At 34.2% G+C, this 14,222-nt stretch carries 10 protein-coding genes; 1 reads left to right on the top strand and 9 read right to left on the bottom strand.

Annotated features, from left to right (window positions below; all coding sequences use genetic code 11):
• Positions 1–4: 4 nt before the first annotated feature.
• From VUJ46_RS04575 to recQ, 9 genes are all read right to left on the bottom strand, one after another.
• Positions 5–1,558 carry a DUF6850 family outer membrane beta-barrel protein gene (locus tag VUJ46_RS04575; RefSeq protein WP_326983822.1) on the bottom strand — a complete coding sequence of 518 codons (1,554 nt, stop codon included), beginning with the start codon at positions 1,556–1,558 and terminating at the stop codon, positions 5–7.
• 6 nt (positions 1,559–1,564) lie between these two features.
• The gene (locus VUJ46_RS04580; protein ID WP_326983823.1) at positions 1,565–2,932 is read right to left on the bottom strand and encodes a DUF4876 domain-containing protein; all 1,368 of its coding nucleotides are present in this window, start codon (positions 2,930–2,932) and stop codon (positions 1,565–1,567) included.
• 23 nt (positions 2,933–2,955) lie between these two features.
• Positions 2,956–5,682 carry a TonB-dependent receptor gene (locus VUJ46_RS04585; RefSeq protein ID WP_326983824.1) on the bottom strand — a complete coding sequence of 909 codons (2,727 nt, stop codon included), beginning with the start codon at positions 5,680–5,682 and terminating at the stop codon, positions 2,956–2,958.
• Positions 5,683–6,495: 813 nt separating this feature from the next.
• Positions 6,496–7,899, bottom strand: coding sequence for a dihydrolipoyl dehydrogenase (gene lpdA / locus VUJ46_RS04590; protein WP_326983825.1), 1,404 nt, complete (start codon positions 7,897–7,899; stop codon positions 6,496–6,498).
• 132 nt (positions 7,900–8,031) lie between these two features.
• On the bottom strand, positions 8,032–8,715 hold the full coding sequence (locus VUJ46_RS04595; protein ID WP_326983826.1) for a hypothetical protein: 684 nt from the start codon (positions 8,713–8,715) through the stop codon (positions 8,032–8,034).
• Positions 8,660–9,016 carry a hypothetical protein gene (locus VUJ46_RS04600; protein WP_326983827.1) on the bottom strand — a complete coding sequence of 119 codons (357 nt, stop codon included), beginning with the start codon at positions 9,014–9,016 and terminating at the stop codon, positions 8,660–8,662. Before VUJ46_RS04600 ends, VUJ46_RS04595 begins: the two co-directional genes overlap by 56 nt.
• A 21-nt stretch (positions 9,017–9,037) precedes the next feature.
• The gene (locus VUJ46_RS04605; RefSeq protein WP_326983828.1) at positions 9,038–9,388 is read right to left on the bottom strand and encodes a hypothetical protein; all 351 of its coding nucleotides are present in this window, start codon (positions 9,386–9,388) and stop codon (positions 9,038–9,040) included.
• 63 nt (positions 9,389–9,451) lie between these two features.
• Complete coding sequence (locus VUJ46_RS04610) at positions 9,452–10,534, bottom strand: glycosyltransferase (RefSeq protein ID WP_326983829.1); 1,083 nt, start codon at positions 10,532–10,534, stop codon at positions 9,452–9,454.
• Between the two features lie 185 nt (positions 10,535–10,719).
• The gene (gene recQ, locus VUJ46_RS04615; RefSeq protein ID WP_326983830.1) at positions 10,720–12,924 is read right to left on the bottom strand and encodes a DNA helicase RecQ; all 2,205 of its coding nucleotides are present in this window, start codon (positions 12,922–12,924) and stop codon (positions 10,720–10,722) included.
• A 157-nt stretch (positions 12,925–13,081) separates the two neighbouring features.
• Between recQ and VUJ46_RS04620 the strand changes: the two genes are divergently transcribed.
• On the top strand, positions 13,082–14,041 hold the full coding sequence (locus tag VUJ46_RS04620; protein WP_326983831.1) for a KpsF/GutQ family sugar-phosphate isomerase: 960 nt from the start codon (positions 13,082–13,084) through the stop codon (positions 14,039–14,041).
• Positions 14,042–14,222 lie beyond the last annotated feature (181 nt).

Below are 14,222 nucleotides of genomic sequence, written 5' to 3' on the forward strand. Positions count from 1 at the left end.
CTTTCTAATAAAACAATGATATTCCCGCATTGAAGTATAGATTAGGATTTCCGTTGTAATCGGTGTTTTGCTTCAATTCTTTACTCAATGGGAAAAGTGTTGCAAAATTAGTAAATATTTTCAGGCTTGTCTTGGGACTTACCTTCTGATAAAACTGCAATCCCAGCTGAGGACCCATTTTTGAAGTTCTGTCGAACTCATAATCATTTTTAATAACATGATCATACAGTAAAGTATTGGATGAAGCAGGGGTATATTGCAGGCTTTCATTTACAGGAAAATAAGACATGGCTCCCACTTCGAGATTTATTTTTTGAGTATCCCTGTAAAAAATATCTTTGTTAACTTTTATATTTACATTCAGGCTTTTAACATACTTATAAGTAATTCCTAATAAATCAATCGCTGAAAAATCATTATAAACTCCTTCTAAGGTCGCTCCAAACTTAATCTTCTTTCCTTCTCTCAAAAGGAAATTCTGAGTAAAAGCTATTTTATCTAAAGTCATTCTATAGTTTTGCCCAAACTCTTCATTATTATAATTATCTCCAGTAATACTTTGGAAATTGACATTGGTCATGAAATCCATTTCGTTTCCTTTATACCAGTAATTAGCGTCGGTTTTATAGTTAACAAGACGATATTTCATTTTTCCCAGACTTTCTTCAAAATAGGTATTGCTGCTTTGATCTTTTTCAAACAGCTCCTGCATTTTTTTGCTGTAACTAAAGCTAATATTAAAGAAATTTTTCTGATTTTCAAATGAATATCCGGCTCCGAAATTTTTATCTATTGTTCTGTAACTGTAATCGGAATATGAAGGAAAATAAATCAATCTGCCATAACCATTTGAAAATCTAACGAAATAATCAGGATTTGCAGGAGCATTAACCGCTTCGTTCACAGCGATCAGATCATAAGTTTCAGATTTTCTGCCTAATCCTCCGAAAACAGATACATGATGATTTCTGTAACGGTAACCTCCAAAAATCTTACCGGAATAATCTGCTGTAGAAATATCAGGTCTCGGATCCGACTTTCTGTAGGAACTTTGATTTCTGTAATCCACCGTTGCGCCCAATTCCAGCCCTCTCCATATCTTATAGGACAAACCTCCCTTAACGCGGTAATTTTGGGTTTCCCAATTCGCTTTTTTAGGTACAAAAAGATAATTAGGATATAATACAAACTGATCTTCTGTTCGCTCATTCGTTAAATTATACCCCATTCCTTTTTCAGTGATGAACTGATAATCAAAACTTCCCATTAATCTTAATTTATCAGAAATATTGAAAATACCCTGCGTGGTAAAGCCAAATTCATTGATTTCTTCTGCAGTCTGGGCTCTTTTCATATTCAAATTTTTTACGGAAGCGTTAAGATTTGTTTCTGTAAAATCTGAAAATTTTTGGTTAGAAAACTGAATAGGATTTTCCCATATCTTGTTTAACTGTTGATAATAAACCTGATTAGTCGGGATAAAAATACTATCATTCAGCTGTGCCGAAACATAGCCAAATGATAGAGAAGAAATTATATATAAACTTTTAAATTTCATTGTCAATTATAATTGAAATCCTCTCGGATTCGCCTGTTGTTTTACAAAATCGTTTGCTGAATTGTTTGAATCCTCTAAAATTTTTCGCTTGCTGCCATCGGACATCGTAACCTCAGATTTTGTTTTTCTGATAACTGCCTGAGAATTAAACGAAGCGTCGCACGAAATGAAAGTTGCATCCACAGAAGCATTCAACATTTTTGGTCGCTGAGAGTTCGGATTATAATGCTGAAGATCTACCCCATCAATAATTACACTATTCGGAATTTGCTTGTAATATCTTGTACTTGTTGTAACGGTCGATACAGAAGGGTCTGCATATTGAGGAAAATCAGCAAAATTATTAGCTTTGAAAATCGCGAAGCTGTCTCTTCCCAAATTATCTATAATAAAATCGTTATTAGGACTCCAGCTTCCGGTTCTTCCCCAATAGGCAATATCCATATCTTTTACAGCAGGATTCTGTATATCAAACTTATAAACGGACTCACCAATTGATAGATTAAAATCTCCCAAATACACCTCGAAATCTGCCGTACTTAAGTCAACAGTTAAAGAAGGATTCTGAATACTGATCGGAGCTCCCGTATTATCTACCAGGGGAATTTTATGATTCATCCCATTTTGGGCAATTACAATACTTTTTCCCGGAAAAATAGGATATTGCGTTCCGTTACCCGGAATTTTTAATACATAATCTGCATACACATAGTCGGTATTTGCTGAAGTCCCGCCAATCATTCCGACAGATTTGCTCCAGTCGAATTGTCCGTTTGCCTGAGAATAATTATTATTTGACGTATTTGTATTGGTCTTGCCATAAAGCTGCGCGATATACAAACCATCTGCATAAATGGTTTCATTCGAGTTGTTGTAAATTTCTATAAACTGATCTCTGAAATTAGCCCCTTGTGTAGGGTGAGATCCTGCATAATAGATTTGTTTAATCAGTAAATCTCCAACTCTTGCTCCTTTTAGTTCTATAAATGTAGTCTGAATATTTGCATTGATAATTGCATTTTCCTGAACTCCGTTAAAAGTAATTTCTGAACCAGAAGAAGCATATCCAAATGTTGAATTAAACTCATCAGCAAGCATTTTTTTGGAAACTGTAACTTTATAAGTTCCTGGAATTACACTGGCAAAATTGGCAAATCCATTTGCGTCTGTAGTTTCGGTATATGTATCTCCTGAATTATTATTAACTAAAACTACGGTTGCATTTTTTGAATGCAATGTGTTATAGGCGGCATCATATTTCACTTCTACTCTAAAAGTTGTCGGCTGAAGATTATTCCCTTGATTCCCGAAATCATCGTCTCTGCAGGAAACCAACAGCAGCATTATTGTTAATAAACTCAATAACTGTTTCATAATGTTTATTTATAAGGTAATTTTTAAAATTGATATTCTATTTTTGCTCCGAAAGAAAGCTTTAGTAAGTCGGATTTAAGGGTCTCTGTATATTTTCCCTCGGTTGTTTTTCCCTGAACCTGTTTTAAATCCAGAAAATTGTTGGCATAAAATGAAAACTTAAATCCGTTCTGAAAATCTTTAGAAATTTTAAGGTTGAAATTATGAAAGACCTTTCCCAGTTTCTCACTGTTATCATCAATTCCTGTTTCTTTAATGCTTGAAAACAGTTTAGGATCATTAATCTCATCCTGGGTAAGCATCACCTTTTCAAGATCTCTGTTGATATAGGCATAAAGTAGTTTAGGGTTAAAGATCACTTTATCATCTATAAAGAAATGTTGGGATCTTAAAGAAATGACCAAGCCTGCTTTCGGTAAATGATAATTTAGAGAAATACCCATATTCATTTGTTTATATTTTGACTCAAAAGGCCTGTAGATTCCGTAAACAGCACCGTCTTTATAGCTTGGTGGAAGAAAATATTTATCCGTATTCGAGTTGTTTCGGGTCTCCACGTAAGCGCCGTTAATGTCTAAACTTATATTTTTAACAGGAAGTTTAAAAAGACTCATCATTAATTCTAATCCTTTATCTTTCGACTTCAGATTATTTACAATTTTATTCTGCAAATAATATAAATTGCTATAATTAACAATTTCATAGGTAGGCGTATTTGTTCCGTCGTAAGTGAATTTAAGATTAGCCTGCTGTCTCTTTGAAGCAAAATATTCATTGGTAAAGCCGTCATACAGATTATTATAGTATGCTGTTAAACCTACATTTCCGAATGGAAATTTATAATCTACTCCAATTTCTGACCTGATACTTTTTGAGGGTTTCAGACCTAAATTATCAGCATAGTCCACAAAAGTCTGAACAACTCCAATATTATAATATCCAGGAAGACGAATATCTGCCAAAATCTGATCATAATAACGAGCTCCCGTATAGATCATATTAATAGAAGGAGCCTTGGAGGCGATCCCGAATCCTCCTCTAAACTTGAAATTTTTATAAATAAGATAGGTGTTAACCCTTGGCTGCAAGACAGATGCTCCAAACTGATTATCATAACGTAAACCTGCATTTAAATTGAAGGTGGAATGACCAATTTTCTTGAAAATATTATCTTCTGCATACAGGGAAAACTGATATTCAGCCTTCACATTCTGTCCAAAATTATAAGGTCTGAACCCCTGCCCTCCACTAGCAAATACCTTATTGAGGGTTTCAGGACTTCCTAAGCGGCCCGCTCCTTTATTATCACTACTCCTGAAGGATGTCCCAATCAGGAAATTATGAACCCATCCGGTCTCTGTTTTTAAATTTTTCTTCAGATCAGCAGAAACAAAAACTGAAATAGGTTTTCCTTCCACTTCCTGTGCCTGTCTGTAATTTATGGGGGTATAAGCCCCTACATAAACTCCTTCTGTGGTACTGGTTCCCACAACATCACCTCCACTGCTTACAATTTTCGATTCATAAGAGTTTTGGTAAGCCTGAGTATAATTTGCGTTAACAGCCAAATTATCAAAGAACCAGTTTCTGAATCTCCAGTTAAAACGGTTGGATATTTTAAAGTCTCTTTTTTTGTTTTTAGTAATTGTTTGTCTGATGTCCTCCTCTTCAAAGTTGGCATTATCAAAATTACGTCCATACTCTACAGATAAAGAGTTGCTTACGTTTTTATTTTTGTTATAAACCGTCCACATTAAACTTGTATTGATCCTTTGATAATTATTAAACTTTGTTCGCGGATCAGAATTAGAGCTCAGGTAGTTGAGATTAACATTTAAAAATCCCATTTTACTTACCTGTAAACCTTTATTTAGATTATATTCCTGTGTGCCCTCTCTTAACGCCACATAAGCTCTGTAGGGAGTTTTACCGCTTTTTTGCTGAATATTGACCAACCCTGAAGTTAAATCACCATATTTAGCAGAAGGAATACCTTGTACCACTTCTACACTTTCGATATTTTCAACAGGTATTTCTCGGAGGTCAACTCCAAAATTAGCATTAGAAAAGTACCCTCCCTGTGCTCCAAAACCTATCGTGTTTGGCATAAATAAAGTACCTTCATTGCTAACGCTTCTGGATATAGGAGAATAATTTCCGGCGTACCCCTGCATATTTTCATTGTTTGAAAGTGGTATTCCGTCTACGACGATTGAAGTTCCGAAAGATTTGTTTCCAAAACCTTCATTTCCGTTTCCTGAAAAACTATTGGGTGTTACCGAACGGAAAACAATAGGTTTGAATTCATTTAAGTTAAGGTTATGCTGCTTTTGCCCCGGAATCTGCTCCAAAACCTCATTTAAAGAGAATGCCTGTATATTTTTCAAAGCCTCTTCTTTAATTTCAATTTCAGAATAATTTTTCTTTTTTGCGGAAAGCATTACTTCTTTGATACGAATCGAAGCAATCTGCATATCGACAGTAATTCTGTTGGCAGGAATCGTGATATACGTTCTTTTCTCTTCCAGCAAACCGGCCCTTGAAAAAACCAATGTTTCGCTCGCATTATAATTAATTTGGAATGCCCCGGAATTATCTGTCACGGTCCAGATTCCTGTATTTTCGATCCCAACTTTCACGCCAGAAATAGGCTTCTTGTTATCAGCTTCTACAACAATCCCTGTCAACGTCTGACCACTTACAGAAAGTATGACAAACTGAAAAGCAAGGAATAAAACTCTTTTCTTCAATTTTAACAATTTTTGGCAAAATTATTTATATTTTTTCTAAATAAAAATAAAATTAAATATTTTACGACTTGATAAATTTCATGAAGGTTTTTTTGCGTATTAAATAAAAAATAATTGGTTAAAAATTAAAATGATTAAATACGTTTAATTTCAATACAAATAAATTTTAACTAAAAACCAGAATTTGAAGTAAAAAGGATCAGTTTCAAAACTTGGGGAGAAATTGTTTAGATGTATTTTTTTGCCACGAATGCACGAATATTTTTATTTCCTACAGATATGACGGATTTTCACAGATGCTGCTGTCTCTGTTAGCTTTTCGCAAAGACGCAAAGATATTTTTTAATACTCTGTGTTTTTAAGGCGCAAGGATTTTATCGAAGATAAAATGGAGGGCTGATAAATAATCGCCACGAATGTGCGAATATTTTTATTTCCCACGGATCGCAAAGATTTTCACAGATGATATCGTTGATTTTCTTTGCTTCACCCTTCCGGTCTTTTATAGGTAGAAAGGTTTGGTGAGACTTAAAAACGGGAGTTGTCAAAAAACTTGGTGGGGCTTCGTGTTCAATATCTAAAGTGCAAGGAAAAGAATCTGCATCATTTGCAAAATCTGCGAGAGAAAAAAATTTCATCTTACATGATCTAAACTTTTTTGCCTAGTCCCCAACTTTTGTATTTGATCCAGTAAAAAAGAGAAAGCGGATTAAAATCCGTTCTTATTGATAATTAAGTATTTCAAAACAAAAAAAGAGAGACAAAAGCCTCTCTTTTTTAAATATTTAAATGATTAAATCTTTTAATCAAGTATTACATATGAATCGGTCTTTTCGCCGTAGCATCCAACGCCGCTTCTTTAATAGCTTCTGCATACGTCGGGTGAGCGTGAGAACTTCTTGCGATATCTTCAGCACTTGCACGGAATTCCATTGCAATTACCCCTTCTGCAATAAGGTCAGCAGCTCTTGCTCCTACGATGTGCATTCCTAAAACTTCGTCCGTTTTTTCGTCTGCAATGATTTTTACCAAACCATCAACATCACCACTTGCACGGCTTCTTCCTAACGCTCTCATTGGGAAAGATCCTACCTTGTAAGCTACACCTTCTTCCTTCAATTGTTCTTCAGTTTTACCAACTCCGGCAACTTCTGGCCAAGTGTAAACAACACCAGGAATTAAGTTATAATTAACGTGAGGTTTTTGTCCAGCCAATGTTTCAGCAACGAAAACTCCTTCTTCTTCAGCTTTGTGAGCTAACATTGCTCCTTTGATAACATCGCCGATAGCATAAATATTAGCAACGTTAGTCTGAAGGTGATCGTTTGTTTTTACTCTTCCTCTTTCGTCAAGTTCAACACCCGCTTTCTCCAATCCAAGACCTTCTGTAAAAGGTTTTCTACCTACAGAAACCAAACAGTAATCTCCTTCTACAACTACCTCTTCTCCTTTTTTATCTTTAGCTGTAATTTTTACAGTATCTCCATTTCTTTCAACCGCAGAAACCGCTGTAGAAAGCATGAACTTCATTCCTTGTTTTTTAAGAACTTTAGTTAATTCTTTACTTAAAGCTCCGTCCATTCCAGGGATGATTTTATCCATAAACTCAACTACAGTTACCTGAGCACCTAATCTCAAATAAACAGAACCTAATTCAAGGCCGATAACTCCACCACCGATAACTACCAAATGCTTAGGAATTTCCTTAAGATTTAAAGCTTCTGTAGATGTAATCACTCTTTCTTTATCTAAAGTAATGAAAGGCAAAGAAGTTGGTTTAGAACCCGTTGCAATGATTGTATATTTAGAATCGATCGTTTCTGTAGAACCGTCGTTTTTCGTTACTTTGATCTGAGTAGCAGATTCGAAGCTTCCAACACCTTCAAAAACAGTGATTTTGTTTTTGTTCATCAGATAGCTGATTCCGTCTGTATTTTGTTTGATGACCTCATTCTTACGCTCGATCATTCTTGCGATATCTGCCTGAGGCTCGTTGATAATGATTCCGTGACCTGCAAAATTGTGTTTTGCGTTCTCAAAATGCTCAGAGCTGTCTAAAAGCGCTTTTGACGGAATACATCCCACGTTAAGACAAGTTCCTCCTAAAGTTGGATATTTTTCAATAATGGCTACTGTGAAACCTAATTGTGCAGCACGAATTGCAGCAACATAACCACCAGGACCAGAACCGATTACGGTAACATCGAATTGACTCATGTTATTATATGAATTTGTTTATTATTATCTATCTTAATTCTTACAAATTTAACGATTAATTACCACGTGAGAAAGTGAGATTTGTCAAATTTTTGAGATACATATGGGATTAATTTTTACCCATTGAAAATATTATTGATTTGAGAAACAATCATTAGCAAACTTTATTATCCTTTTCTCATCTCTTTCATTGCAATCAGCACAATTTTCGGACATGACTTTAATTAATTTAGTTTTAACCATTTCCGGTTCGTCAAAATTTTCAGAATTATAAAAACCACTGTATCCAATTGAGCTACACCAATCTGAATACTTTTTACCAGACATATCAGAATCCATATATTCAAAAAATTCTTTCGGAAATTTTTCTGCATACATTCTTGCCGGAGTTCCTGTATATTCTCCCAAAGCACCATCTTGAATAATAATAGTTTTATCTAAAATCCAACGGTAAAAAGGTCGTAAACTATCATTTTTAGTTGTAACTAAATTTAATAACCTTTCAGTTTCCGGTTCGTCTGTAGGTTTGTAAACTCCTAAATAAAACTTTAAAGCTGTAGAATCACAATTTTTATTTGACACATAATATCTTACTGGTTTTTTCCAGATTGAATCGATATCTATAACATGAGTTAAGCCAAAACCATCCTGCCAAGTTTTAACTTCTTGCCTAATCGTTTCTTTTTTATGATTTGATAAAGCTTTATCTTCTTTACAAGCAAAAATAAATAAAAAGATGAAAGAGAAAACAAGAAATCTTTCAACAAAAATCTTGGATATCTTTAAATATTTCAATGATTTCCTTACATTTTTCATCAAGTAAATCTTTATATTTTTCGTCTATAAATTTTAATTTTGAATCTAGCTTTGCGAGATATTCCTTATTGTAAAGTTTTCTTTCTTTACCAATAGGATGAAATTTAATTTCGTTATAATATTTCTTAAATATAGCTAAATCAATATTACCTAAAGGCTTAATATCATTTATTCTTCCAATCAGATAATCCATTTTAAAATATCCTGAATGAATTTGGATTTGATTTGAAGTAATAGCAATTGCATTAGAACGTAGCTTTTTAATAAATCTATTACGCTTTAGCTCATCAAATTTATTCATTTGATTAAAAAATGTTAAATATTAGAGATCCAAATTCAATTTTCCCTCACCAAATTCCACAGCATTTCCAAAATAAGAACCTCCATACACATACCATTCAAGGCTTTCCATAAATTCTAGGGCATTTTCGGGAGTAATTTGTGGTCGGTCTTTTTTAGAAACAATTCCTTTATACCATTTTTCGGTTTCCGGTAAATTTTCGGATTTGATAGAATAATGAATCCAAATTCTTTGGCATAATTTACACTGCTGAATGCTTACTTCTGCATTTCTTCCATAAGTATGGTCTATTCCCAACTCAGAAGTTCTGTATTCAGTATAATTTGAAGTAGGTTTTTCACACGCGCAGCCTAATTTCTGGACTTTATTCATTGATGAAATCTTGATTTTAAATAAAATTAATAGCCGCAAATGTACGGAAAGTATCTATAAATATTATTTGGTCATGAGATCGATCAAAACCTGTTCGTATTTATCTAAAATAATATTCTTTGAAAATCTGGATCTTATAGAATTTTTTATCGCATCTTTATCATGATCTCTGTGAAGAATTTGGAGTATTTTTCTGGAAAAATCCTCATGATTTTCAATATCTGCAATTTCACCATTGGTATTATCCTGAATAATTTCGTTGATTCCTCCCGGACAATTATTCGCTAAAGAATAGGTTCCACAAGCTCCGGCTTCCAATAAAACATTGGGAAAACCTTCATATCTTGATGAAAGAATAAACAAATCGGCATATTTCAGAAACTGATACGGATTTTCCTGTCGACCATGAAAAATAACCTGTTTTAATCCAAGAAAATCTTTCATCTGATGAAGAATATCTCTATCGTGACCATCACCTAAAATATGAAGAATAATATTTTCATTTTTTAACCTTGAAAATACTTTCAGCAAATTATCAAACCCTTTTCTGGCAGATAAATTACCGATGGCCACCACATTTTTATAATTATATTTAAAGCTTTCAGGCTTTGTGGAAACTGCCAGTTTAGCATTAATAAAATCAAAATCAACAGGGTTATTGATCTTCACAATTTTCCCTTGCTTGATATTAAAATTATCGATCAGATCTTTCCGCATATCATCACTTTGTGCAATGATTCTTTGGTAGTTATTATAAAAGTTGTAGAAAAATTTAATTTCTTTACGCGTCACATGTTGCGTCACCACATTAGTTTCTCTCGCAATAAACTTCGTTCTCGGAAAAAGCTTAATAAACAAAGACAAATAAGCATTTACTTCACCAAAACCTGAAAATACAATATCCGGTTTTCTTCTGTAAATTTCCCTTAAAATCGGTTTTAAAGAATGTCGAATTCGTTCGGTATTAATATCAATAATATCTACATCATCCTTTAAAAAATTCAGATAACCTCCCTGCTTGCGTAAAAGCATAATCTTAGGTTCAAATCGATCTCGGGAAAGATGATTCGCAATAGTGGTAACGATTCTTTCTGCGCCTCCGGTTTCAAGGTCCGGCAGAATAAATATGACAGAAATCTTTTTCATCAGTGTAAAATTAGTAAAAAGTTTTGGGAACTGTCAATCCCAATACGTAATTAATGATTTTTAACTTAAAATTAAATATGAGTTAAAATTTTCCAGTTTCCTTTTAAACACAACATCTATCAAATAAAAAAGAAACCCTTCGTTTTGAAAGGTTTCTTTTTCTATTTTTTATGATTTAAATACAATTAGTTCGCGACGTCGCTAATGAATTTTATCCTCAACATTCTCACTTCTTCATCAGACAATTCATCCCCGAATTCATCCAATAAAACTTTCATACTGTCGCTTTCAGATTCATTCATAAATTCCATGAAACCGTCTACAATATCTTCATCAAAATTATCTTCGATATAATAATCAATATTTAATTTTGTACCTTGATAAACAATACGTTCCATCTCCTTCAACAATTCGTCCATCGAAAGATTTTTCGCTCTTGCAATGTCTTCAAGATCAATCTTTTTATCCGTACTTTGAATGATAAAAACTTTATGGCTGGATTTATTCGCCACCTGTTTCAACACCATATCCTGAGTACGTTCAATATTGTTTTCCTCTACATATTGACTGATAAAATCTGCAAATTCTTTACCGTATTTTTTAGCTTTTCCTTCTCCAACACCATAAATTTTTGCAATTTCTTCAACAGAAATTGGATATTGAACCGTCATATCTTCCAAACTCGGATCCATGAAAACCGTGTACGGCGGAATTCCATATTTTTTGGCAACTTTCTTTCTTAACTCCTTTAATAAAGCGAATAAATTTTGGTCTAATCCACCTGCAGACTGCTGCTGGATCTGATCACTTTCTGCCTTACTTTGTGTTAAATCAAACTCTCTGTCTTCTGCAATCAGGAAAGAATGTTCAAGCTTGCCTTCAAGAACCAACCTTCCTCTTTCAGTAATCTTTAAAACACCATACGTTTCAATATCTTTTTGAAGAAAATTCTGAACCGTCGCCTGTCTTAAAATCGTTTTCCAGTGATTGTCTTTTTCATTTTTTCCAAAACCGAAATAAGAAGCCTGCTCCAATTTATACGATTTTGTCACTGCATTTTCTTTTCCAACAATAACGGAAATCAGATCTTTTGATTTAAATTTTTCACCAGTATCGCGAATCAGCTCTAAAGCTTTCTTCAAATCATCAGTTGCATCCTTCAGTTTTGGAGGATTCGATGAATTATCACACATTTTGGCGCCGTCACCATGAATTGGATCGAAATTTTCACCAAAATAATACAATATATACTGTCTTCTGCTCATTGAAGTTTCGGCGTAGCCTACCACTTCATTCAATAACTGTAAGCCGATTTCTCTCTCGGAAACAGGTTTTTGAGCCAAGAATTTCTCTAATTTTTCAATGTCTTTAGGATCATAGAATGCCAAACAGTGACCTTCACCACCATCTCGCCCTGCACGGCCGGTTTCCTGATAATAGCTCTCCAAAGATTTTGGAAAATCATAGTGAATCACAAAACGGACATCAGGCTTATCAATTCCCATCCCGAATGCAATCGTGGCTACAATCACATCCACCTCTTCCATCAAGAATTTATCCTGATTCGCCACTCTTACTTTTTGATCAAGACCTGCGTGGTAAGGTAATGCATTCACACCGTTTACCTGTAAAAGCTGGGCAAATTCTTCAACTTTCCTTCGGCTTAAACAGTAAACAATTCCCGATTTTCCCTTATGTTGATTGATAAATTTCACAATTTCACGATCTACATTTACTTTTGGCTGTACCTCATAATATAGATTAGGTCTGTTGAAACTTTCCTTGAAAACCAATGCATTGATCATTCCTAGCGTCTTCTGAATATCGTCCTGAACCTTAGGCGTAGCTGTAGCCGTTAATGCAATCACAGGGACATCTGCAATTTTGTCGATAATGGATTTTAAATTCCTGTATTCAGGTCTGAAATCGTGTCCCCATTCTGAAATACAGTGTGCTTCGTCAATAGCAAAGAAGGATATCTTTACCTCTTTTAAAAACTCTAAATAATCTTCTTTAATCAGTGATTCAGGAGCTACATATAACAGTTTTGTTCTGCCACTTTTAATATCATCAAAAACCTGTTTGGTCTGAGTTTTGTTTAGTGAAGAATTCAAAACATGGGCTACCCCGTCTTCGGATGAAAGACCGTTGACTGCGTCTACCTGGTTCTTCATTAAGGCAATTAAAGGAGACACTACTATTGCCGTGCCTTCGGAAATAAGTGCCGGAAGCTGATAGCATAAAGATTTACCACCTCCGGTCGGCATCAAGACAAATATATCCTTCCCTTCTAACAGATTTTCTATGATTTGCTCTTGCTGACCTTTAAATGTAGAAAACCCGAAATATTTTTTCAATTCGCCTGATAAATTGGCTTTTTTTGCACTCATCTAATTTTCTATTGCTAAATTTGCATGTATCCCAAAGTTATAAAAATTTTGCTTAAAATAAAAGCGAACGAATTTATAAAAAATAAAATTTATATTAAATATTCTTTTTAAAATATAACGGTTATAAAGAATTTTATTGTATACCCAGAAAAGTAAAATGGAAAAAAACAACATCATTTCAATCGCGAAAAACACTTTAGAAATAGAGATTGCGGAACTTGAAAAACTTAAAAACAGACTTGATGATGATTTTGTAAAAGCTGTGGAAGCCATACATTCGGCAAAAGGAAAACTGATTGTCGTAGGAATCGGAAAATCGGCACATGTGGGAAATAAAATTGTTGCCACGCTGAATTCTACCGGAACTCCTTCTCAGTTTTTGCACGCTTCGGAAGCAATTCACGGTGATTTGGGGGTGATTCAGAAGCAGGATGTTGTTTTATGCATTTCTCTTTCAGGAAATTCACCTGAAATTGTCAACCTTCTTCCTTATTTAAAAGATTATTCTTCATCATTAATAGGAATGACAGGAAATAAATCAAGCAGATTGGCTGAATATTCTGATATTATTCTGGATACTCATGTGGATAAAGAAGCTTGCCCAAACAAACTGGCTCCTACAAGTTCTACGACCTTACAAATGGCGCTTGGTGATGCTTTAGCGATTTCTTTAATGGAACTGAATGATTTTAAAGCTAATGATTTCGCCAAATTTCATCCTGGTGGAAGTTTAGGCAAAAATTTAATCTCAAAAGTTGATGATTTCCTTTCTTCTCAAAAACCTCAGGTCACAGAGAATGATACGGTAAAAGATGTTATTATTTCGATAAGCAGTTCACGACACGGGATTACGGTGGTTACAGAAAACAACAATATTATTGGTGTTATTACTGATGGAGATTTGAGAAGAATGCTACTAAAAGGCGACGATATTGCTCAGGTTTTAGCAAAAGATATTATGTCTGCCAATCCTAAAACAATAGAAAGAACTGCTTTAGCTAAGGAAGCCATGAAAATTTTAAAAGATAACAATATAGGGCAGCTCATTGTTACCGAAGAGGGAAAATACTATGGAATTATAGATCTGCATAAGTTACTGGATGAAGGAATAAATTAAGCTGAAAGGCCTGAAGCTGGAGGCTGGAAGATTAACAATATAAACATAACAGCACTACAAATTTACTGTTAAATAACACAATTGGTAGTCGAATGATCATGTGGAACTAGTGGAAGCATCTTAAATTAAAATTAAACTTCTATCTTCCCGCGACCATCTTCCTGCTTTACTGAAACTTTTT

Origin of the sequence: Chryseobacterium sp. MYb264, from assembly GCF_035974275.1 — a bacterium.
Lineage (GTDB): Bacteria > Bacteroidota > Bacteroidia > Flavobacteriales > Weeksellaceae > Chryseobacterium.

What these genes read in the sequence shown, in the direction of transcription:
- VUJ46_RS04620 (WP_326983831.1), top strand. Translation starts at nt 13,082, where the DNA reads ATGGAAAAAAACAACATCATTTCAATCGCGAAAAACACTTTAGAAATA.
- VUJ46_RS04595 (WP_326983826.1), bottom strand. Translation starts at nt 8,715, where the DNA reads ATGAAAAATGTAAGGAAATCATTGAAATATTTAAAGATATCCAAGATT.
- VUJ46_RS04605 (WP_326983828.1), bottom strand. Translation starts at nt 9,388, where the DNA reads ATGAATAAAGTCCAGAAATTAGGCTGCGCGTGTGAAAAACCTACTTCA.
- VUJ46_RS04575 (WP_326983822.1), bottom strand. Translation starts at nt 1,558, where the DNA reads ATGAAATTTAAAAGTTTATATATAATTTCTTCTCTATCATTTGGCTAT.
- VUJ46_RS04610 (WP_326983829.1), bottom strand. Translation starts at nt 10,534, where the DNA reads ATGAAAAAGATTTCTGTCATATTTATTCTGCCGGACCTTGAAACCGGA.
- lpdA (WP_326983825.1), bottom strand. Translation starts at nt 7,899, where the DNA reads ATGAGTCAATTCGATGTTACCGTAATCGGTTCTGGTCCTGGTGGTTAT.
- recQ (WP_326983830.1), bottom strand. Translation starts at nt 12,924, where the DNA reads ATGAGTGCAAAAAAAGCCAATTTATCAGGCGAATTGAAAAAATATTTC.
- VUJ46_RS04600 (WP_326983827.1), bottom strand. Translation starts at nt 9,016, where the DNA reads ATGAATAAATTTGATGAGCTAAAGCGTAATAGATTTATTAAAAAGCTA.
- VUJ46_RS04580 (WP_326983823.1), bottom strand. Translation starts at nt 2,932, where the DNA reads ATGAAACAGTTATTGAGTTTATTAACAATAATGCTGCTGTTGGTTTCC.